This is a genomic window from Citrobacter sp. CK181 (assembly GCF_030333595.1).
GTDB classification, from domain to species: domain Bacteria; phylum Pseudomonadota; class Gammaproteobacteria; order Enterobacterales; family Enterobacteriaceae; genus Citrobacter_B; species Citrobacter_B koseri.
In genome coordinates, this window is sequence record NZ_JAOWFN010000014.1 from 644,228 (window position 1) to 665,635 (window position 21,408).

Consider the following 21,408-nt stretch of genomic DNA (forward strand, 5'->3'; position numbering starts at 1 on the left):
TTCCCTTTTCAACACTGGTGACGCGCTGGGCGAAAGTCTAAAAGATCCCTTTCTGACGCACTTTACTCATCTTCTGCGTTGGCGCGTCTACGGTACTGAGATCGACTTCTTCAGCATTTACGGATTTAGCCGGTTCCGCCGCTGACGTGCGCCCTGTTACGCGCAGCTGTTGCAACAGCAGATGCTGCTGTTCCAGCAAGACTTTGAGCTGGGCGACCTCTTCACGCAGTTTTGCCGTCTCCTCATGCTGCGTGTTATCCGATGGCGCTGCGGCGACCTGCTGTTTTTGCAGGGCCTGCGCCATCAGCGTACGCATTTGCGCCAGCTGCTGTTCGCTGAAGTCTTTCTCTTTTTCTTCATCGCCATCGCCGGTCATGAGGGCGACGGGCAGCAAATTGCTCTCCTGCAATTCCGCGCAAAGGGATTCGAGGCTCAAACCTTCCCGGCTCAGGGATTCTGCAACATGGCTGCACAATTGCGGGTTGAGAAGATGCAATTGCAGGCCGGACAGATAGATATTGCGATGAAACTGGCGGATCTCCATGTTGGCGTCATTGACGTCGCTCCCGTCCCGCTGCACTGCGCCATACCATTTTTTTAGTTGCAGCATCGCGCGCAAATCCGCGCGCGATCGCTCTGGCGACAAATGCAATGAGAGGTTAACACGGCGGATCTGCCTGTTACTCATCGTCGCCTACCTCAACCATTTGCGGCGAATCAATCTGCTCAACGCCTGACTCAGCATGGTACAGGCAGATCTCGCGAGAGAGCGCGCTTTGCGGGTTGTCGAGCGTCACCACGCGATCGCCAAGCGTCGAATAGGCCTGGCGCAGAGCGGATTCGATCAGATGCGCGCCGCCGCCGACCAGATAAACGCGGTTAGGGTTCTTAGCGAATTTCTTCGCTTCATAAGCCACCTGATCGCCAAGTTCCTGAATCTTGATCTCGATCCGTTCAAGGATCTCGTCAATCCGCGATTCATCGTTAATGACGCTTCTGACAAAATCCAGATCGTTGCGACGCTTGATCAGCTCGTTCGCCACCAGATAGCTGGAGTCGCTGTCCGCCGCCGCCAGTAATTTACGCGTGGCGTCCGTCACCATCGCCACGCCGATTTCGTTGTTGCCGTAAATTGCGGAAACATCGTCAAACTCGCCGACAATCACCCCCATGTCCAGCGTTGTCCCGCCGCAGTCGATGACCAGCGACTTGGTGAATTCATTCACGTTGGAGTTAAGCAGATGCGACAGCGCCGCAGGCAGGCTCTCCGGCATAACATGCACATCAACGATACGGAACAGCTCGCCTTTATTCAGCGAGATCTCACGCATCAGGTTGCGACGTTTCGCTTCGATGCGCTCATCGTTACGCTGGCAATCGTCCGGCTTGTAGAATTGCGTAATCGGCAGTGTGACGATAACTTCAACGTCACGCGGCGTCAGGCCGGTTTGCAGCAGCGCATGATGAACCGCCAGCAGATTCAAATCATCATACTGGTATTCGATATGCGTCGTGGAAAGCGCTTTATCCGAGGTCGCATCATAGGTGTATTTCGTGGTGCCGATGGTGTAGTTGTATACCGACTGACCACGCAGCAGCGCCGCGCTTTTCCAGTCCTTACGGAAGGAGTTCGGCGAAACAACGGTCTTCAGCGTACCGTTTTCAATCCAGCTAATTTTCACATTGGTTGAGCCATCATCAATGGCGAATTTCATACGTGTTGCGGTCATGGGTTTTAACTCAATCTAAGGGTCATTTTTACAGCGTCGCCTCTTCCGTCAGAATGCGGCGAGCGCCGAGGTAATGCGATTGCCAGAAATCATCTGAAAGCTGGCTAATGCGGATATTTAGCCCGCTACGCGGGGCCTCAATAAACTCATCGTTTCCAAGGTAGACGCCAACATGGTCGGCGCCCGGTCGCTGGTTAATGTTAAAAAACACCAGATCGCCGCGACGGAGTTTATCTACGCGAATATGTTTAAGAGTGGGGTCCTGATACATGCCGTTTGCCGTGCGGGGTAGCTTGCGCTCCAGCACATGATTGAAGGCGTAGAAAACCAGGCCACTGCAATCAAATCCTTCCAGCGGATTTTTACCGCCCCAGACATAGGGCTTACCTAACTGGTCTTCCAGACGCTTGATGACGGTATGTAATCGGGACGCCAGTTTCGGGCTGATGCGCCCCGTTTTGTCCTTCCCTTTGCGCGCCTGACTCCACAGTGTGTCGGAGCTTCCCAGGCTACCGGGCTGCCAGCGAGCATGCATTGCCAGCATCTCGCGGTTTTTAGTGCGGTCAGCCAGTTTTTTCGCCGTTTCCCGCTGCTTTTGTTCCGGCGTCAACGGTACGACGGCAGTCCGTTTTTTCACTTTCGCCATCAGCCGCTCGCGATTTTTTTTCCGCATCTGCAACGCGTTTTCCTGCTGCGTCATACCCGTTTCTACAGGCTTCGGCTTTGCGATGCTGTAGCCCGTCGGCATCAGCAATAGCAGGATGAGAGAAAAAAAAGGTACCTGGCGGCACAGAACATGCCGGGCAGGTACAAAACGGACAGAACGGATGAAACGTTTCACAGCAATAACGATCTGATTAATGGTTTTTCGTCAGTTTATCGGTCAGCGGTTTAATGACTTTTTCGCCATGCTGCCCAAAGAACTGGTACAGAGAATCACTGGCGGAATGCGTCAGCACCATAATTTCAATGCGGCGGTTCGCGGAACTCAGCGGATGTTGCGGGTCAAGCAACATCTGATCCGCCATGCCGCTCACTTGCAGAATTTTGTTTTGATCCAGCCCCCCGGTGGTCAGAACCGCCCGCGCCTGCATGGCGCGTTCGCCGGACAAGTTCCAGTTGTTATAAAGCACCTGATCGCGAAAACGCGTGGCATCGGTATGGCCGGTGATGATGATCTTGTTGTCGATCTTGTTCAGCTCCGGCGCGAACTCCGTCAGTAAGCGCTTGAAAAACGGCGTCAGGATTGCGCTACTGCGCTGGAACATCTCGCGTTTTTGATCGTCCGAGACCAGAATACGCAGCCCCTGCGGCACAATTTCCATTTTCAGGTTGGCTTGCGCATCGTACGTCGAGGTGATTTTCATGATAATGCGCGCCAGATCTTCAATCTCATTACGCGAGCGGGCGTTCACGTCGTCCAGGCTTTCCGTCTGTTTCGCCTGCTGAGCAACCTGCTTCTCCGCATCGGTCAACGGTTTTGACGACTCTGCCGTTTTCGACGATTTAGGCGTTTTCGGATGACGGCTGTCAATCAGCGAAAGCTGCCCGCCCTGCCCCTCTTTTTGCGTAATGGGCGTTAATGAGTTGCCTTCAAAGACCGACTCGCCATTAAGCATGGAGACAATCTCTTTACGTTCTTCTTCCGTTACCGCGCCCATGATCCACAGCACCATAAACAGCGCCATCATTGCCAGCGTGAAGTCTGCGAAGGCCACTTTCCAGGCGCCGCCATGAAATTCATCATGGCTTTTACGCGAGGAGCGTTTGATGATCGTGGTATGTTCTTTGCTGCGGTTACGCATCAGGCATCACCCATCATCTGGTTTACCCAACCGTCCAGCGTCGCGAATGTCGGTTTCGTGTCCATCGGCAGCATTTTGCGCCCGGCATCGACCGCCAGCAGCGTCGGCTTACCGGCAACGTGGTTCACCAGTACGGTACGCACGCACTCCAGCACCGAGATTTGCTTTTTGGTGCGTTGCTCCATGGCGTTCGCCACCGGGTCCATCAGGCAGTAACAGAAGAATACGCCGAGGAAGGTTCCCACCAGAGCGGCCGCAACCTTCACGCCGATGACCGCAATCGAGCCGTCAATGGATTGCATGGTAATGATGATGCCAAGTACCGCCGCGCAGATGCCGAATCCAGGCATCGCTTCCGCAGTACGTTGCAAAGAGCGGGACGGTTGCAGAAGGTTCTCTTCCATTGCCACCAGTTCCTGTTCGAGAATCCCTTCCAGCTCGTGCTCGTTGATTTTCCCCATCGCCATCAGGCGGAAGTTATCGGAGATGAACGTCACCAGCGCTTTGTCGTGCAGCATGAGGGGGTATTTCTGGAATAACGCGCTGTTTTCCGGTGCTTCGATATGCTCATCCAGCACCTTCAGGCCACCGTCCTGCACCAGTTCCAGCAGTTCATACAGCAGCATCAGCAGTTGGCGCTGATACTCATCGGTATATTCGTTTTTGCGCATAATGCCGCGAAACTGACGGTACATTTCGCTCAGCACCGCTTTGGGGTTCGCCAGTACCATCGCCCCCAGTCCCGCGCCAAGAATAATGATGATTTCACCCGGCTGCCAGAATGAGGCGAGGTGTCCGCCTGACAAAATAAAGCCGCCGACAACACACCCCATGATGATGAGAATACCTAAGAATTTCTGCATAAACCTTTCACTTCTGGAAAAAAGACTGAATTTTTTGCGCAATGATTTTATTGAGCTGACATACCCTGGCCTCGGTTAAATTGAGGACCAGCGCAATTTCCTTCAGGCTCATTTCATGCTGGTAATAGAGCGTGAGAATAAGTTGCTCACGCTCATCAAGACTCGCCAACGCGTTGCGTAGCGTTCTGCTGACGATGATCTCTTCTTCAAGCGGACGGCTATCCAGCGCCCCCGCATATACGTCATTACCCAGAAGATCGTCGAGACTCTCCAGCGTTTTGGCGCAATCGAGTAAGAGATATTCCTGATACTCTTCAGCCGTAATGGAAAGATGGTGGCTGATATCCTCAAAGCTGGGCGTACGCCCCAGCTGACGCGCAATCTCGCGGATTGCGTCATTGAGCTTATGCGTTTTCTGTCGCAAACGACGCGGACGCCAGTCAAGCAACCGCAGCTCATCCAGTACCGCGCCGCGAACGCGTTGTATGGCATAAGCGGCAAACTGCTCATCAGGATGACCGTAACGGCGCAACGAGGTTAATAACCCCATTAGCGCGATCTGTTCCATATCATCCCGATCAATAACGCTACTGGTCTGGTAAGCGAGTTGCTTCACCACTTTGTTGACGAGCGGCAGATACGTGCTGACATAGCGCGCTTCATCCGCAGACGTCAGCGTTTCACTTGCGATAAAATCCATCATGTCCAATACGGCTTATCAATCACTGGAAGACCATTTTGCTGATGATGACGTCATCAAAGGGGACGTCCATCTTCAGGCTGTCGAATCTGGCGGCATAGGCGGCTTTGAGTTTGTCGTGCAGGTTGCTGACGCTTAGCGCACGCACGGCGTCATAGTCCATTTCGGAAAACAGATTGACGGTCGCTCCACGAATCGCAGGGATCATGTCTTGCGCCGTCCGCGCGTTTTCCGCGCTCATGGTCGCCAGGTTCAGTTCCAGCATCAGATAACGCTCCGCATTACCTTTCCCTTTCAGGGTGATGAGGATGTTTTTAATTTCCACGAACTCCACCTGTTGCGGCGTGGAGGATTTAAATAAGCTCGTCAACGGATTGCTCTCCGATGCCGTGTCCGCGCGAAGTAGCCAGGTGCCGGCAACGGTTAAACATGCCGTCAGTAAAGCGGTAACCAAAGCGATCGCCAGCCCAAAGGAGATTGTTTTTGCGTTCATAAATGTCTTTTTGTTAAACGGTCAGTAATACCGAATCATCTTCACGGCGGGTGCTTTCTGATTCCGGCAGACCTGCCGCGATCTCATCTCCCGCCTGAATGATGGCGTGTTGTTGTGCGAACTGCTGTTCTTTGCCCTGCTGCTGCCCTGACTGAGAGGAGACCTGCACGTTTACCTGAACAAAGTTCTGTTCGGTCAGGCTCTGGCGCAGATCGTTGCTCGTTTGCTGAAGCGCACGATAGACCTCAGCATGGCTGGCGTTGATTTGTACCTGTACGCGCCCGTTATCAAGCTGCAACGAGATGTCGATCTTGCCCATTTCAGGCGGATCGAGACGGATAGTGGCGTGCTGGATCTGGTTCTTCACCTGAAGTTGCAGACGATCGCCCAACGCGCTTTGCAACTGCTGCGTCCAGCGGGAGGTTTCCGTATCAAGTTTTAATGTCGAGGTATGCGCAGACATTGCATCAGGCGTCACCGCCGCCGTTGGCGTCGTGGAGACAACGGAGACTGGCTGCGCATTCACTGTCGGCGTCGCCACAGCGACTGCGGTCATAAGCTGCGGCGTAATGTGCTGCAACCCTGCGGTTGGCGTCTGCGGCGACTCGGTCGCAGGCGTTACGTTAACCCCTGCCGCCAGCGTCGGGCGCAGCGTTGGCGATAACGCCCCCTTCTCCTGCAACTGTCCCGCCAGTAACGGCTGCGTCTGCAACGTCAGCGCATTCATCTCGTTTTGCGAACGACCCGCGTAGCTGACGGGTTTAACCGGCATCTGCCCGGTCATCAACAGCGCCTGCAACAGTTGCTGTTGCGCATCGTCTTTCAACGGAGAGGCATCCTTCTGATGCCGATCGCCCGTATCGTCCTCGTCCTGCACGCTCACCGGCTGCGCGCTGACGGTAATCCCCAGGGCATTTTTGCCCTGCCCGCCCATCAGCGTGCTGACAACATTCATCAACGCATCGTTGAATCCTGGCTGCGTCTGCCCGGCAGATGACTGAGCGCCGCTCTGTCCGGCGATCGTCTCCGCCTGCATCGGCAAACCGGAAGCGTGCCCCGCATTTTGAGAAAGATTGAGAATATCCATTACCCCATATCCTCTGCGTCCATAAACGCGGCATACGCCGTCGCACCTTCACGATTGCGCATGGCGAGCGCCATTTTGTTCGCGATAATGTCGCTCTGCCCCTGACAGTAATCGCGCACCTGACGGTGAATCTCCCGCAGCTCGTCCAGGGCTTTGCTGTCTGCCGCGTCCAGGGGTTTACCCCGGACAGCGGTAAGCAATTCAGCAATCTTCAGGTCAACATTCCGTACGGCAGACCAGTTATGGTCGGCTGCGGCCTGGCGTAACGCCTGCATCAGCGTTCGCATCGTCAACGCATAGCTCATGTTCCCTGACCCATTTTTTCCCAGCCGTCCTGAATATTGCCGAGGATAACTTCCACCTCTTCAATATTTTCGACAGACAGCTTGTGGCTGGCGTCATAGAGGCGGTAAACGCAGTAGTCATAAAGATTCGCCAGACTTAATGCCAGCTCGCCGCCTTTTTCAAAATCCAGCGCGCTGGTCAGCGCGTTCAGGATGTCGATGCATTTATTAATGCTTTGCGCCTTACGTTCGTAGCGACGCGCCGCAATATGGCTTTTCGCGCGTACCAGTTCGTCCATCAGGCCATTGAACAACATCAGCACTAACTGATGCGGATTCGCTGCTGCGGCCTGAATCGCCAGGTCAGATTGGTGATAGAGGCCGAAGCCTTCCTGCTCGTTACCGTACATTGAAAGTTAAATTCCCTAAGAATTAGCTAAACATACTCATGGTGTTATTCATCTGCGTCATGATCGACTGTAACTGCGTGAACTGCTTCAGATAGCGGTTATAGGAGGACTCATAACGCGTGTTCATTTTTTCGGTTTTGGTGTCGATGTCGCGCTGCTGTCTGTCGAGCGTTTCCTGGCGACCTTTTAATAAACCGGTGCTGGTGTTCAGGTATTTATCCAGCGATTTATCCATCGCTTTAATCAGTCCGTTATTCCCGTTGAAGAAATCAGCGACCGATTGCGGATTTGATTTCAGTTGCTCATTGAGCGTGTCGGCGTCGATCGACAGCTTGCCGTCTTTGTCGGCAGTAATGCCGAACTTCGTCATGTTTTGATCGCCGAAGGTGCCGCGCAGCATGTTGCTCAGATCGTTGGTTAACGAGGAGATACTGGCATCACCGGCAAACGCGCCGCGCGAATCAGAGCTGCTGCCGGTCGCCGTCAGCCCGGAGATGGTGTCCTGCAACGTGTTATAGGCATCGATAAAGGCCTGGATTTGCTCCTTTGTCCCCGTGGCATCCGTGTCGACTGAAATAACCAGCGGCTTGTTGGCTTCGGTGGTGCCGGTCAGTTTGATCGAAACGCCGTCTACCAGGTTATCCAGGGTATTGGAGCTGCTGGAGTAAACGGTGCTGGAATCGCCAACGGTGAATTTGGCATCTTTACCGGCGGTAATCACATTCTCGCCATTAAAGATATCCTGACCGTTGGTCATGCCGCTGGTATCCAGCTGAATATCGTATTTCTCGCCGCTCTGATCGCTGCTCATCATCAGCGTCACCTTGCCATCAATACGCATCAGCGAAGCGGTAACGCCGTTCTGACCGTCGTCAGAGGTCGCGGTGTCAGACGCGCTCGGGAAATCCGCATTATTGATGGCGTCGGCAAAATCAGCGAGGCTGTCTAAATCATCCATCTCAATTTCAAGGCTCTCGCCGTTGAGATTGATCTTCAGCGTACCGCTGGCGTTTTTAATCGCCTCATCATCAAGCCCGTCAAACCCTTTCTGCTGCGCAGAAGCCAGTTGGGTGACGTTCAGGCTGTATGTCCCTTTACGGGCAGACGCGCTGGCGGTGATGGTCGCGATCCCTTCCTGGTTCATGGTCGCGGTATTTTTCAGCACGCTGGTGCTGGAGGAATTCAGCCCGGTGATTGCCGAACGGAAATCCGACAGGGCGGTACGCAGCGAGGAAAGCGCTTTTTTCTGCGCTTCCAGCGTGGAAGTCTGTGATTTCAGCGAGGTTTGCAGCGCAAGAATGTCATAGCCTGCCAACTGTGTGGCCAGTGTCGTTGGATCAAAATCAGACATAGTGGGTTTCTCCGGGCACGCGCGCCGCTTTCAACATACAGTAGATAAAGCAACTATCGTGCCAATTTTTTAATAAGTATTTATCAATGAGTTACGTAAGAGGAGGAATGTCCCCTTCCGCAATTTCCGGCAGAAGGAAGCGCATTGCCGGATACAAAAACACCGCCATACAGCGGTGTTTTAGGGGCAGATATCCGCGAAGGATTAACCCAGCAGAGACATCACCATGCTGGACATGCTGTTGGACTGTTTCAGCATGGACATGCTGGTTTGCGCCAGCATCTGGTTACGGGTCATAGAGGAGGCTTCGCTGGCGAAGTCCGCATCCTGAATGTTGCTCAGAGCCAGATCGGTGTTGTCTTTCATGTTCGCCAGGTTAGCCGCGGTGTGGCCCAGGCGGTTAATGCTCGCACCCATTTTGGAACGCACGGCGCCGACGTCATTCAGCGTAGTTTCCAGGTTGTTCATCAGATCTTTCGCGCCGGCAGCGTCAGTAATGTTGATGCCGCTGGCCGAGTAGTAGCTGCTGCCTATATCGCTAATCGTGCCAAAACCGCCGCTGGCATCAATCAGCGAGTCGGTGCCAGAACCTTTTAGTTCTTTAGACAGATCAACCTGCATGGTTTCATCGGTGGAAGAGCCAATCTGGAAGTTCATCGCTTCGCCAAACTTACCGGAAGCACCGAACAGTTTGTCACCTGCATAGGAGGTGTTGTTCATGATGTTCTGCAACTCAGAGTTCAGGTCGTTCAGCTCGGCGTTGATGGCATCGCGGTCTTTGGTGGTGTTGGTGTCGTTCGCTGCCTGGGTGGCAAGGTCTTTCATGCGGTACATGATGTTGCTCACTTCGTCGAACGCACCTTCGGAGGTCTGTAGCAGCGCAGTGGCATCAGAGATGTTGCGCTGTGCAACGGCCATGCCGTTGGTCTGGCCCTGCAAACGGGTGGCAATCTGTAGACCCGCCGCATCGTCCGCTGCGGAGTTAATACGCTTGCCAGTACCCAGACGTTCCATTGCGGTGGACAGCAGATTGTTGGATTTATTCAGGGCATTGGTGGATGCCATGGAAGAAGCGCTGGTGAAAATAGAAAGCGACATAGATATTCCTTATTCATTCAGGTCATTCATTCGTTGTACTGACTCAAAACGACACATCCATTTCGAAAATTAAATCCGACGACGTTCGAATGACCATTTTTCAGGCAACCCGGGGAAAAAATGGCGAAGAAAGACGGCAAAAAGGAGCAGCACGGCAACAGCAGACACAAAAAAAGCCGCACCCCGTGCAGGATGCAGCGTCATAAGGACACATCGCCTGCCTTTCCAGGCAAGCGGCGGCTTACTGTTAACCCAGCAGAGACATCACCATGCTGGACATGCTGTTGGACTGTTTCAGCATGGACATGCTGGTCTGCGCCAGCATCTGGTTACGCGTCATGGAGGAGGCTTCGCTGGCGAAGTCCGCATCCTGAATATTGCTCAGCGCCAGATCGGTGTTGTCTTTCATGTTTGCCAGGTTGGCCGCGGTGTGGCCCAAGCGGTTAATGCTCGCACCCATTTTGGAGCGCACGGCGCCGACGTCATTCAGCGCCGTTTCCAGAGAGTTCATCATCGCCGTAGCGTCGGAGGCGCTCCCGATGTTGATACCGGAAGCGGTATTGTTCCAGTCACCGATACCCGAGAAACCAGAAGCGCTAAACAGGCCACTCGCTGTACCGCCCAGTTCATCACCCAGGCTCACGGTCATGGTTTCTCCAGAGGAAGAACCAATCTGGAAGTTCAGGGAATCGGCAAATTTACCGCCAGTACCGAATAATTTATCGCCTGCATAAGACGTGTTGCCCATGATGTTTTTCAGTTCGGCATTCAGGTCGTTCATTTCAGCGTTGATGGCATCACGGTCTTTGGTGGTGTTAGTGTCGTTCGCTGCCTGGGTGGCGAGATCTTTCATGCGGTACATGATGTTGCTCACTTCGTCGAACGCGCCTTCTGCGGTTTGCAGCAGTGCGGTGGCATCAGAGATGTTACGCTGCGCAACGGCCATGCCGTTGGTCTGACCCTGAAGGCGAGTGGCAATCTGCAAGCCCGCCGCATCGTCCGCTGCGGAGTTGATGCGTTTGCCGGTGCCCAGACGCTCCATTGCGGTAGACAGCAGATTGTTGGATTTATTCAGGGCATTGGTGGATGCCATAGAAGAAGCACTGGTGAAAATCGAAAGCGACATAATATATTTCTCCTTGGATTACCTGTCTGTTTTATCAGGTTCTTGTCGTTGCTGACTGATAAAAACGACCCACCACAACGAAAAATTAAATTCATTTAATGAAAATTTATTTAAAGATTTGTCACCCTCTTTTTTCAAGACGAAAAATATCCAATTAATTATTCTTATTATACCATCCTCAATAAACCATCTTTAGCCCGGCAATAAAACCAACCCCATAATTATGCAATCAGGCGACACAAACGATAAAAAAATTAACTCCGCTCCTTTATTTTTTCTTGTTTATTGTTTTAATCTGCCAAAAAATATACCCACACCCCATGAAAGGAGATTGATGAACACAAATTTTTCACATTCGCATGGCCTGATTTTACATAAGGATCTTTTAACTATTTCGATTAACTTTTAATCAGAAGAATTAATAATAAGGCGAATCTTTCACTGCAAATGAGGTTGCACATCACATTTTTATCGCGTAAAAAGAGCGCCAGGAAAAGATGATTCCGCGATAATCAGAACAACAGCAGGCCGCTGGTGTCTTGTTTCTGAGTGCTGTTCAGGCTGAAAAACAAACTCAGCCATCGGCAAAAGCGCTTTTCGTTTCCTCACCTCCCGCAGGCAAGCGGCATTCATTAAGAATTTCAAATGGAATTAACAGATAGTCAACATCCGTGTTCAGGCTATATTTTCTTGCGATATTTAGCCGTTGCATTTACTGGGGTGGTATATCCATCGATGAATAAATGAATAAACGCTATTACTCCGTTAATAACTGGCTGGTTGATATCCCCTCGGGATCTATTCTCCATTTAACAACAGGGGAACGTAAACGTCTGGGAGAATATCAACTCAAGCTCCTTGAAACGCTCATGCAAGATGCGGGAAAGATCTTTACGCGTGAAGAACTCACCACGCTGGTCTGGGAACGCCGCGTCATCGGTAATAACAGTCTGCCCAATGCCATCCACGCGCTGCGTACGGCACTGGAAGACGACGGCAAAAAGCAAAAAATCATCAAAACCATCCCTAAAAAAGGGTATTTGCTTGAGCCTGATTATTGTTGCTTTATCGAAAAAGAAGAGAGCGAGGTTCGCGACCCCGAAGAAAATCATCTTCTGCTGGAAGAAAACGCCCCCTCCGATTTAGCCGGGGAATATGAGGTTGTCGACGAGACGTCACTTCCTGTCGCGGAACAAGTGAACGATATCGTCCGCGTCACGCCGCCTGCAACGACCAGGCCAGTGAAAAAATCCATCCACTGGACCACCGTGTTTTTACTGCTCGCGCTGACGGCGATCGGCAGCATACTCTTTACCGGCTGGTACATGAAACTGAAAGGCCATGAGCATCTGGTCGCCCAGGAGATACAGCCTAACGTTTACAGCAACATCAACCTGTATTCCATTGGGACGAGCAGCGAGCCGTCTTATGACGCCAATAACTTGTACACCAAGCTGAAAGACACTTTTTATACCATTAATCAGCAGATCAAAATGCAGTCAGTCAGGATGAGCGTCTACTTTAGCATCACCAATTCATCGCTGAACTACACGTTCGCCCTTACCAGCCAGTGCGACAAAAAGCAGTTAGCGATGACGATTTATCACTGGCGTATCGATCCGACACGGCTGAACAACCTGATTATGCGTGAAACCCGGAGAAAACTGAATGAAATGGCAACATGCAAAGAAAGTTAATCTTGTGATTTTGTTGAGTATTTCCGTGCTTCTCGCCATCGCATTCGGCACCAGCACCCTCACAGGCGGCGCAGAGCGACCCAATACGGATGTGGAAGGGACTTTCCAGCTTGGTTTCTATGACCTGATGTCGCAGACGAAAGAAATTTATAATTCGCGGATGAAAACAACGAAAGGCACCATTCTGGCGACCATTACCAGCCCTGATGACAATCGTTTCGTACTAAAGGAAAAATTTACGCCGACGTCAGGGAAAAACGGCAAACTCTATTTTTACCTGACGCCCATCTACTACACCACCACGCACAAGGGGCTGATGATAGATGGTCTGGTCGATATGTTGATGAACACCAATTTCTGGATGGAGCCGCTGGCATTTAACGGGCAACCGCTAGTGGTAGGGCAAAGCGGGTCGATTTTTCTCTACCCCATCCAGCAGTAAGTCAAAACCGGAGGCGGAGGCCCGCTTCCGGTTACGATAATCACCCCAGCAAATTTTTTACCGTCGCCAGCCTGACGTTTGCCTGCGCGCCCAGCGCCCTGGAGAGGGTGCTGTAGCTGCTGGCGCTGCTCGCCAGCGCTTCCCCCAGGCCGCGCGCGGTTTCCCGGGCCTGCGCCGGGCTGTATACCGTCGCCATATCATTGATGCGAGACGCCACGCGCTCCTGCTGTTGGCGAAGCCTGCTGCGCTGGGTGGTAATGTGCTCCAGCGTATTTTGCAGCTTTACCTGGCTTTCCCTTTCCCGACGCGTCGCCAGCGAAACAACCTCATCGCTGCTTGCCGTTTCCGCCTGTGGCGTGAGCAACGTAAACGCATCGGCGGGGAAATGCCTGCCCTCTCCGCGCACGGTGAGCTGTTGGCTGACCCGCTCCCAACGGCTTTCATCCACGCTGAACATCAGTTGCCCGTTTGCCGTCTGACGCGCATGAATCCCCAGACGACCCAGCCCCACATTCAACTGGGTCAACGTCTGACGCGGCGTCGCCTCTTCCGGCAACGAAATGGCGGTCATCTCACGCTGCCGCCCGCCCAGTGAAAATACCAGCGTTTCTCCCCCCGGCTGGCTGAGAAGTTTCTCACTGCCGGGAAGCGTAAAGTTAACCGTGCTTTTTTGCTCCAGCGACGCGGTCAGATGGCGATCGACAGTGCCGCCGGAAAGCTGCGTCCGACGCATCAAATGCTTTTGCAGCGTATTCGCCGGCTGCGTCGCATCGCCGCGAAGCGACGACTGACGCACCTGCAACAATTGCGTTTCCGTCTGCGCCAGATAGCTGTCAGCCTGCTGCACTGCCGTGAGTTGTTGATTTAGCTGTACGTTGTAGCGCATCGGACGGCGGGACAACAGCGCCGATTCGGGGAACGCATTGCGGGTCGCGGTGATTTCTGGCGCGTTGACGCGGCCGACCGTTTGCGGCGCATCAATGCTTCCGCGCCCGGTTGCGGGCGCAGAAGTCGTAAGGGACGTTGTTTTTAAACCTACCTGCATAACAATTACAACAGACTAAACAAGTTAAGCTGACTCACCATACTGTAAGCCTTATTAGTGATCTGCACCGACTGCGTATACAGTTGCAGGTTGATACTGGTGGTCGCCCAGTCCGTTTCGGACAGGTCCCGTACAACCTGATCGTTCGCAAGGCTGACATCGCTGTGCGCATCGCTGAGCAACGTCAGGCGGTTCTGACGGCCGCCAAGATCGGTGAAGAGGCTGGAGATGTTATCGCTGGTATTTTGCGCGACACCGATCATCTCCTCCAGTTCGTCTTTATAGTCAGCGTAATTCGCGTTCGGGTCCTGCATTTTGTCGCTGAGCGCTTTCAATTTATTCAGCATCTCAAGGTCGTTTCCTGAACCGGAGAATGCCTGAGCAACCTGGGTGTTTTCCGTAATAGAGACGCCGTTCGCGACAATCGTTTCGCGGCTGCTGTCATTGCCGCCATACACATACTGCCCTTTCGCCTCGTCCCACGTTACCGTCTGGCTGTCGGTCTGCGTGCCGGAAAACAGATAGCTGCCGTTTTCATTTTTAGCGTTCAGGGTGGCGACCAGCGAATCCAGCATTGAAGAAAGCTCCATGCCGTAACCCGCCATATCTTTCTGGCTGAGCGTACTGTTATTCGCCAGCTTCAGCTTATCGCCGACCGCCAGCATCTGGTTACTGAGCGCGGTGATGTTCGACTCCTGAATCGACAGCGCGCCGCTCAGGCTGGAAATATTGCTCTGATACTGTTTAATCGCAGACTGCTCACGGTTCAGTTGCACCAGACGACTTGCGGAAACAGGATCGTCAGACGGCACATTAATGCGCTTTTGCGTCGACATCTGCTCCATCAACTTACTGATACGCGTGCCGTTAACGCCTAATTGCGCCAGCATGGCATTTGAGTTGTAAAGACTACTAATACGCATAATTTAAATTCTCTGATGGCGCTTAAAACATCCCCAGCAGGTCGCTGAAGATCTGATTTCCGGTGGAGATCACCTTCATGTTTGACTGGTAAGCCTGCATGTAGATCTGTAGATTAATCGCCTCTTCATCCTGGTTTACCGCGCTCAGGTTATCGCGCTGATTCTGCGCCTGGTCGCGCACCGTCGACGCCGCTTCCATTTCTGTTTTGCTCTGCTTACTGGCAATACCGATAGTGGAAATGATCGCCGCAGCCCCTTCGCTCAGGCTCATATTTCCCAGACCCGGAATATCCGTTTTCTGGTTTTTCAGTTCGATCAGCGCCTTCAGGTTATCGCCGTTGCCCGGTACGCCCGTGCCGTCGTCGGCCTGGATGCCGGACAGCGCCAGTTCTTCAGGCTTCAGATCCGTCACCTGCAACATGCCCGCAGGATTGCTCGGATCGAAAGTAAACAGCGGCTTGCCTGAATTGCCATTCAGGTCATAGCCCTTCGCCAGCTGATCGTTAAACAGTTTTGCCACCGATTCCGCCATCCCTTGCACCGAATCTTTCATCTGTTGGAGGGTGCCGGTTTCATAATCATACAGCGCGCCAAGTTGACCGCCCGCCGACGGGTTCAGCGTGAACTCGCTGGTGGAAAATTTCAGCGTCAGCGTGGAGTTGCCGTTGGCGTCCTGCCCCGCGCTGAGCTGCCCGGCGACCTTACCGCTCACCAGCGGCTGACCGTTCGCCATTGAGACGGTGTACCCGCTGGAACCATCGTCCGTCACCTTCACGTCCGCCAGCGTACTTAACTGTTTTACCAGTTCATCACGCTGATCGCGCAGTACGCTGCTGTTACCGCCGGTTGACTCCATGTCGGTAATTTTTTTGTTGTAGTCCGCAATACTGGTACTCAGGGTGTTGATCTGGTCAACCATCGCGTTGCGCTGGGTGTTGATCGACTCTTTCTGGCTGGAGATGAAGTTGTTAACGTTATTGAAGCGGGTCGCCAGCGCGCCCGCCTGGTTAATAAGCTGCTGACGCAGCGCCGGGGATTCCGGCGTCTGGGTCAATGCGCTCAGGGCGCTGACAAAATCATCCAGCCCGTTACCAAGACTGGTAGAGTCGGTGCCGATCACCTGTTCCAGCGCGCCAATATATTGATTTCCGGTTTCGAAATAGCTGGCTTTCGAGTTGGTCTGCCACACCTGATTAACCAGATACTGACTGGAGATGCGGCGAATACTGTCGACCTGTACCCCGTTCCCGGCGGTAAAACCCGCTTCCCCCATTGGGCCGATGGAGCTTTGGATAATGCCCTGGCGGCTGTACCCCGGCGTCAGCAGGTTAGCGATGTTCATCGAGGTGACATTCATGCCCACCTGGGCTGCCTGCAAACCGCTGAAGGCAATATTAATCATACTCATGGCTTACTCCTGCCCGCGCATTACCGGAACCACAGGCGTTTTAAGTTCTTTCGGTTGCTCTTCTAAAGCGGCCATTTCATCCGTTTTCTTAAGCGGCGTATTCACCTGCGGCGAAAGCTGGTTGATGATCATCTGGGTAATCCCGGTGCTGCGCTGAGACGCCAGGTCAGACGCCAGTCGGTCATCGTAAAAATCACGCATCATCCGCTGCTGTTTGCTGTTGAAAGGGTTGTCTTCCCCCAGCACATCGGACGCCTTGCGCATTTGCGACAGCATGGAACGCAGCATCAGCGCCTCAAACTGTTCGGCGGCCTGTTCAAGATTCTGCGGCTTTACCTGCCCGGAGAGATCGCCGGGCAGAATCGCGGTTTGTCGGTTAATGGCATTCAGCATGGTATTTCCTTAAATCACGACCAGTTCAGCATCCAGCGCGCCGGCTTCATGCAGCGCCTGTAAGATAGCCATCGTGTCGTCCGGCGCCGCGCCAAGGCTGTTAATGGTATTCACGATGCTGCGCAGGCTGGTTCCCGCCGCAATAGTCACCATCTGACCCCGGCCACGATTAACGTTGACGTCGCTTTCCGGCGTGACAACCGTTCTTCCCTGGCTGAATGCGCCAGGCTGGCTGACGTTCGACGACTCGCGGATGGTGACGGTCAGGTTGCCGTGTGATACCGCCGCAGCGCGCACCACTACGCCATCGCCAATGACCACCGTTCCCGTTCGGGCGTTGAACACCACGCGTGGCGGCTGTTTACCGGCGTTAATCTGCACATCTTCCAGAGAGGACATAAAGGCCACCCGATCGCCCGCGCCCATCGGCGCACGTACCGCCACGTTAGTCGCGCTTTGCGCGGTCGCTGTGCCGGAACCAAAGGCGTTGTTCAGCGCGACTGCGACGCTGTTGGCAGTCTTAAAGCTGGGACGTTTCAGGTTCAGCATCACCACCGGCTCCTGCTGGAAATCGCTCGGCACTTCGCGCTCCACCGAGCCGCCATTTGGCACACGGCCAACGGTCGCGGTGTTGATGGTCACGCTGGAGCCGCTGTTGCCCTCGGCTTTCACGCCGCCTACCACCACATTCCCCTGTGCCAGCGCATACACTTCGCCATCGGCACCGCGCAGTTGAGTCAGCAGCAGCGTACCGCCACGCAGGCTTTTCGCATCGCCAATCGAGGAGACGGTTACATCAATACTTTGCCCACGCGCATAGCCCGGCGGCAGCGTGGCGCTAATCGCCACGGCCGCGACGTTCTTCACCTTCGGATCAATCTTCGCAGGCAACTGCACGCCAAACTGGCGCAGCATGTTGGTAACGGACTGGCTGGTGAACTTGACCTGGTTTTTATCCCCTGTACCGTCAAGCCCCACAACCAGGCTGTAGCCCACCAGTTGGTTGCCGCGTACGCCCTGAATATCGACCACATCGCCAAGACGCTGCGCCGCCGCGTTCATGCTGCAAATCAGCAGGAAAAAGAGTGCCAGTTTACGCATCATGGCCTCCATTAAATTGGGAACAGCGGGTGGTTGAAGAAGCGGGTCAGCCAGCCTGCCGCATTCGCGTCGCTGAGCGCGCCGCGTCCGGCATAGGAGATACGGGCATTGGCGATTCGCTGTGAAGAGACGGAGTTGTCGCGTTCGATATCTTCCGCGCGCACCAGGCCCGTCACCCGCATATACTCATCCCCCTGGTTGAGGGTGAGCCATTTCTCCCCGCGAATCGCCAGCACGCCGTTTGGCAACACTTTATAAACCGCAACGGTGATCGCGCCGCGCAGACTGTTTTGCTGCTGCGAGGTGGCATTACCGTTAAAGTTTCGGTTGCCGTCAATCGAGCCGGAAAGCTTATCGATTGAATGGCCGAATGCTTCCGGTATCCCCAGGGAAACATCGTTTTTCTTACCAAAGTTAGTGCGCGCCTGCTTGCTGGCCTGAGTAGACTCATCCAGCTTAACGGTCAGGATGTCGCCTACGCGATAAGCCCGGCGATCCTGGGTCAACGACCAGTTGTAGTTGCCGTTATATAACCCACCGCCGCGCACCTGCGTTTCAGGCACCACGATATCTTCCGGCGGCGCATACGCCGCATCGTCTTTTTTCACCAGCAACGCCGGGCTTTCGCAGCCCGACAAAAACAGCGCCAGTAGACTGATAACTAACTGCTTTTTCATTTCTCTTTCACTTTAAAGCCCTGTCGTTACATCGACTGGGTGACAAACTTCAACATGTCATCGGCGGCAGAGACCATCTTGGCGTTCATTTCGTAGGCACGCTGAACGGTGATCATGTCGACCATCTCTTCAACGACCTGTACGTTAGAACCTTCCAGAGAGCCCTGCTCCAGTTGTCCGAGCGCGTCCTCGCCGGGTACGCCTTCAACCGCTTCGCCGCTGGCCGCCGTTTCACGGTATAAGTTGCCGCCTATCGCCTCCAGACCGGCCGGATTGACGAAGTTCACCAGCGTCAACTGCCCCAGCTCCACCGGATCGGTTTCACCTGCCACCGTCGCGGTGATGGTGCCGTCTTTACCAATCTGCAAATCTTTGACGTTCTCCGGCAATTCAATCTGCGGCACCAGCGGCAGCCCCTGCGCATTCGTCAGTACGCCATCTGGCGTTTTCTGGAAATTACCGGCGCGGGTATACGCGATATCGCCATCCGCAGTTTCCACCTGGAAGAACCCTTGCCCGGTGATTGCCACGTCGAAGGTTTGCCCAGTGTTCTGGATGCTGCCGACGGTAAACTCTTTCTGCGTCCCGACGATCTTCACCCCGGTGCCGTACTGAATGCCGGTCGGCGCGATATTGTTCTGATCGAGCTGCCCGCCTGGTGTGCGCTGATTCTGATAAAACAGATCGGCGAACATCGCGCGATCGCGTTTAAACCCGGTGGTGTTGACGTTCGCCAGGTTGTTGGAAATCGCGGTCATTTTGGCGTCCTGCGCCGCCAGGCCGGTTTTACTGATCCATAAAGCGGGATTCATCTTTATTCCTTCTTATTGTTATCAGGTGCCACGAATCAGACGGTTGCCTGAATTAGCGAGATCTTCAGCGGCTTTCATCATCTTGATTTGCGCTTCAAACTGACGATTCAGCGCAATGCTGGCGACCATCTCATTAATGGCCGAGACGTTAGCGGTTTCCAGATGCCCGGACGCCACCATCACCTCTTCATCGCGTGGGTTAATCGCCGTGTTGCTCACCAGAAAGCCATCCACATTTTTGCTCAGGTCGCTTACCGGAATGTTCACCAGCTTGATGCGGTCAACATCAACCGGCGCGGCAATATCGCCGTCGTCAGGCACGATAGTGATCACACCGTCCTCACCGATGCTGACGGACGAGAACGGCGGTAAAACGATCGGGCCGTTGTCACCTTCAACCGGCAGGCCGTTGATCGACAGATCGCCCTCCGGGCTGACGTCGATCTGTCCGTTGCGGGTGTAAACCTCACGGTTGCCGCTGGCCAGCGCAATCAGCCCATCGCCTTTAATGGCGATATCCAGATTGCGCCCCGTTTCACGTACCGCGCCAGGCGTCATATCCACGCCGCCCTGAGTAGGCAGCGCCATATAACGCGAGGCATATCCCTCGCCGTTAACCTGCTGAGAAATCGCATTATCAAGATCGCTACGAAACCCCTGGGTATTCACATTCGCCAGGTTGTTTGCATGGATCTGCTGCTGCGACAAACTGCGCGATGCGCCGCTCATGGCGGTAAAAATCAAACGATCCATTACACCGCCTGGAAGAGAGCGTTCATCATGTTGTCGTTGGTGCTGATAACCTTCGTGTTCGCCTGGTAATTACGCTGCGCGGTCATCAGACCAACCAGCTCAGAGGTCAAATCCACATTTGAGGATTCCAGCGCGCCGGATTTCACAGAACCCAGCAAACCGGTGCCCGGCGTTCCAGTCAGCGGCGCGCCGGAACTGGCGGTTTGTACCCACGTCGTGCCGTCTTTTGACGCCAGACCATTCGGGTTCGCAAAGTTCGCCAGCACCAGTTGCCCCTGCAACATCCGTTCGCCGTTGGAGAAGGTCGCGTAAACGCTGCCGTCTTCATCAATCGCCTGACCGGTACGTTCGCCAGACGCGTAGCCGCTGCTGTTGTTTTTGCTGACGGAGAAGTCAGAACCGTACTGGCTGGTGCCGTTGTAGCTCAGATCGATAGAGAGATCCGCCGCGCCGGAGATCGATGTGGTCAGGTTCGTCAGGCCAACCGGGCTTTTCAGGACGCCCTGCTCGGTAAATTCTATCGCCTGGCTGCTGTCCGGGATTTCCACGTCGTCCATGTAATAGTGAACCTGCCAGGTGTTCTCGCCGGTTTTCACAAAATACTGGTTCAGCGTGTGCTCGCGTCCCAGGGAATCAAAAACCTGCGTGGTGTAGGTATTGTTATAGGAAGTGCTGTCTTTTGGGTTGAAAGGCGCCGTCTCCGGTTCGGCGGCGCGCGCGTCCAGGTTGGCGGTGAAGTCGAGGCTGTCGGTCGCCTTCGCCGGAATAGAGCCGCTGCTGATCGTCAGATTGCCGATCGTCCCCACTTCTATCTCGCCGTTAGCATTAACCGGGTAGCCCTGAAGATACATCCCCAGGTTGTTGATCAGGTTGCCGCTGCTGTCGGTGCCGAAGTAGCCCGCACGCGTATATGCCGTGGTCCCCGTGCTGTCGCGCACCATGAAAAATCCGCTATCGCTGATCGCCAGATCGAGCGCATTTCCGGTGGTAGAAATGTTTCCGCCTCGGGTAATACTCTGGGTCACACCAGAAACCCCTACGCCCAGCGGCTGGCTTTCCGCATACAGTGAGGAAAATTCCGCACGGCCGGATTTGAATCCTACGGTGCCGGAGTTCGCAATGTTGTTGGAAATGGCGTTCAACTGCTCGGTAATTGCATTCAGACCGGAGGTCGCAATATTAAAACTCATAATAAATTCCTGTTAACTCA

25 protein-coding genes are annotated in these 21,408 nt (G+C 54.0%); 2 read left to right on the forward strand and 23 right to left on the reverse strand.

Annotation, left to right across the window (positions count from 1 at the left end; all coding sequences use genetic code 11):
* Positions 1-37 precede the first annotated feature (37 nt).
* From OGW17_RS16515 to OGW17_RS16580, 14 genes are all read right to left on the reverse strand, one after another.
* On the reverse strand, positions 38-688 hold the full coding sequence (locus OGW17_RS16515) for a hypothetical protein (protein WP_012133670.1): 651 nt from the start codon (positions 686-688) through the stop codon (positions 38-40).
* Positions 681-1,715: a plasmid segregation protein ParM domain-containing protein gene (gene parM, locus OGW17_RS16520; protein ID WP_197982146.1), complete on the reverse strand. Its 1,035-nt coding sequence runs from the start codon at positions 1,713-1,715 to the stop codon at positions 681-683. The genes OGW17_RS16515 and parM overlap by 8 nt, the downstream gene beginning before the upstream one ends.
* A 43-nt stretch (positions 1,716-1,758) precedes the next feature.
* A complete protein-coding gene (locus tag OGW17_RS16525) occupies positions 1,759-2,571 on the reverse strand; it encodes a C40 family peptidase (RefSeq protein ID WP_371320448.1) in 813 nt (270 codons plus the stop codon).
* Positions 2,572-2,587: 16 nt separating this feature from the next.
* Positions 2,588-3,535, reverse strand: a complete 948-nt coding sequence (gene lafU, locus OGW17_RS16530; RefSeq protein WP_071259967.1) for a putative lateral flagellar export/assembly protein LafU — start codon at positions 3,533-3,535, stop codon at positions 2,588-2,590.
* A complete protein-coding gene (gene motA, locus OGW17_RS16535; protein WP_012133674.1) occupies positions 3,535-4,398 on the reverse strand; it encodes a flagellar motor stator protein MotA in 864 nt (287 codons plus the stop codon). The genes lafU and motA overlap by 1 nt, the downstream gene beginning before the upstream one ends.
* Before the next feature lie 7 nt (positions 4,399-4,405).
* The gene (locus OGW17_RS16540; protein ID WP_071259969.1) at positions 4,406-5,101 is read right to left on the reverse strand and encodes a FliA/WhiG family RNA polymerase sigma factor; all 696 of its coding nucleotides are present in this window, start codon (positions 5,099-5,101) and stop codon (positions 4,406-4,408) included.
* Between the two features lie 19 nt (positions 5,102-5,120).
* On the reverse strand, positions 5,121-5,591 hold the full coding sequence (locus OGW17_RS16545; protein WP_012133676.1) for a flagellar basal body-associated FliL family protein: 471 nt from the start codon (positions 5,589-5,591) through the stop codon (positions 5,121-5,123).
* Positions 5,592-5,604: 13 nt separating this feature from the next.
* Positions 5,605-6,678 (reverse strand): flagellar hook-length control protein FliK, encoded by a 1,074-nt coding sequence (locus OGW17_RS16550; RefSeq protein ID WP_012133678.1) that lies wholly within the window; start codon positions 6,676-6,678, stop codon positions 5,605-5,607.
* Positions 6,678-6,983 carry a hypothetical protein gene (locus OGW17_RS16555; protein ID WP_012133679.1) on the reverse strand — a complete coding sequence of 102 codons (306 nt, stop codon included), beginning with the start codon at positions 6,981-6,983 and terminating at the stop codon, positions 6,678-6,680. The genes OGW17_RS16550 and OGW17_RS16555 overlap by 1 nt, the downstream gene beginning before the upstream one ends.
* Positions 6,980-7,372: a flagellar export chaperone FliS gene (gene fliS, locus OGW17_RS16560; protein WP_012133681.1), complete on the reverse strand. Its 393-nt coding sequence runs from the start codon at positions 7,370-7,372 to the stop codon at positions 6,980-6,982. Before fliS ends, OGW17_RS16555 begins: the two co-directional genes overlap by 4 nt.
* A 22-nt stretch (positions 7,373-7,394) precedes the next feature.
* Entirely contained in the window at positions 7,395-8,723 is a 1,329-nt protein-coding gene (gene fliD, locus OGW17_RS16565) for a flagellar filament capping protein FliD (protein ID WP_047458617.1), read from the reverse strand.
* A gap of 204 nt (positions 8,724-8,927) precedes the next feature.
* Positions 8,928-9,821, reverse strand: coding sequence for a flagellin N-terminal helical domain-containing protein (locus tag OGW17_RS16570; protein WP_071259971.1), 894 nt, complete (start codon positions 9,819-9,821; stop codon positions 8,928-8,930).
* A 69-nt stretch (positions 9,822-9,890) separates the two neighbouring features.
* Positions 9,891-10,025: a hypothetical protein gene (locus tag OGW17_RS16575; protein WP_258525368.1), complete on the reverse strand. Its 135-nt coding sequence runs from the start codon at positions 10,023-10,025 to the stop codon at positions 9,891-9,893.
* Positions 10,026-10,068: 43 nt separating this feature from the next.
* The gene (locus tag OGW17_RS16580; protein ID WP_024130628.1) at positions 10,069-10,947 is read right to left on the reverse strand and encodes a flagellin N-terminal helical domain-containing protein; all 879 of its coding nucleotides are present in this window, start codon (positions 10,945-10,947) and stop codon (positions 10,069-10,071) included.
* Positions 10,948-11,690: 743 nt separating this feature from the next.
* On the opposite strand from OGW17_RS16580, the gene OGW17_RS16585 reads away from it, so the two are divergent.
* Both OGW17_RS16585 and OGW17_RS16590 read left to right on the forward strand, forming a co-directional pair.
* Positions 11,691-12,644, forward strand: a complete 954-nt coding sequence (locus tag OGW17_RS16585) for a winged helix-turn-helix domain-containing protein (RefSeq protein WP_071259973.1) — start codon at positions 11,691-11,693, stop codon at positions 12,642-12,644.
* The gene (locus OGW17_RS16590; RefSeq protein ID WP_012133689.1) at positions 12,616-13,086 is read left to right on the forward strand and encodes a hypothetical protein; all 471 of its coding nucleotides are present in this window, start codon (positions 12,616-12,618) and stop codon (positions 13,084-13,086) included. The genes OGW17_RS16585 and OGW17_RS16590 overlap by 29 nt, the downstream gene beginning before the upstream one ends.
* A gap of 40 nt (positions 13,087-13,126) precedes the next feature.
* Here the strand turns inward: OGW17_RS16590 and OGW17_RS16595 are convergent, their stop codons facing one another.
* The 9 genes from OGW17_RS16595 to flgE are packed head-to-tail and all read right to left on the reverse strand — an operon-like array spanning position 13,127 to position 21,388.
* Positions 13,127-14,131, reverse strand: a complete 1,005-nt coding sequence (locus OGW17_RS16595) for a hypothetical protein (protein WP_049011795.1) — start codon at positions 14,129-14,131, stop codon at positions 13,127-13,129.
* Positions 14,132-14,136: 5 nt separating this feature from the next.
* Complete coding sequence (gene flgL / locus OGW17_RS16600) at positions 14,137-15,054, reverse strand: flagellar hook-associated protein FlgL (protein ID WP_071818870.1); 918 nt, start codon at positions 15,052-15,054, stop codon at positions 14,137-14,139.
* Between the two features lie 22 nt (positions 15,055-15,076).
* Positions 15,077-16,462, reverse strand: a complete 1,386-nt coding sequence (flgK, locus tag OGW17_RS16605) for a flagellar hook-associated protein FlgK (RefSeq protein ID WP_012133692.1) — start codon at positions 16,460-16,462, stop codon at positions 15,077-15,079.
* 3 nt (positions 16,463-16,465) lie between these two features.
* Entirely contained in the window at positions 16,466-16,855 is a 390-nt protein-coding gene (locus OGW17_RS16610; RefSeq protein ID WP_071259975.1) for a rod-binding protein, read from the reverse strand.
* Between the two features lie 9 nt (positions 16,856-16,864).
* Positions 16,865-17,968 (reverse strand): flagellar basal body P-ring protein FlgI, encoded by a 1,104-nt coding sequence (locus OGW17_RS16615; RefSeq protein ID WP_012133694.1) that lies wholly within the window; start codon positions 17,966-17,968, stop codon positions 16,865-16,867.
* Complete coding sequence (gene flgH / locus OGW17_RS16620) at positions 17,968-18,633, reverse strand: flagellar basal body L-ring protein FlgH (RefSeq protein ID WP_012133695.1); 666 nt, start codon at positions 18,631-18,633, stop codon at positions 17,968-17,970. The genes OGW17_RS16615 and flgH overlap by 1 nt, the downstream gene beginning before the upstream one ends.
* 26 nt (positions 18,634-18,659) lie before the next feature.
* A complete protein-coding gene (flgG, locus tag OGW17_RS16625) occupies positions 18,660-19,445 on the reverse strand; it encodes a flagellar basal-body rod protein FlgG (protein ID WP_012133696.1) in 786 nt (261 codons plus the stop codon).
* 21 nt (positions 19,446-19,466) lie between these two features.
* Entirely contained in the window at positions 19,467-20,198 is a 732-nt protein-coding gene (locus tag OGW17_RS16630) for a flagellar basal body rod protein FlgF (protein WP_012133697.1), read from the reverse strand.
* Complete coding sequence (gene flgE / locus OGW17_RS16635; RefSeq protein ID WP_012133698.1) at positions 20,198-21,388, reverse strand: flagellar hook protein FlgE; 1,191 nt, start codon at positions 21,386-21,388, stop codon at positions 20,198-20,200. Before flgE ends, OGW17_RS16630 begins: the two co-directional genes overlap by 1 nt.
* Positions 21,389-21,408: the final 20 nt, after the last annotated feature.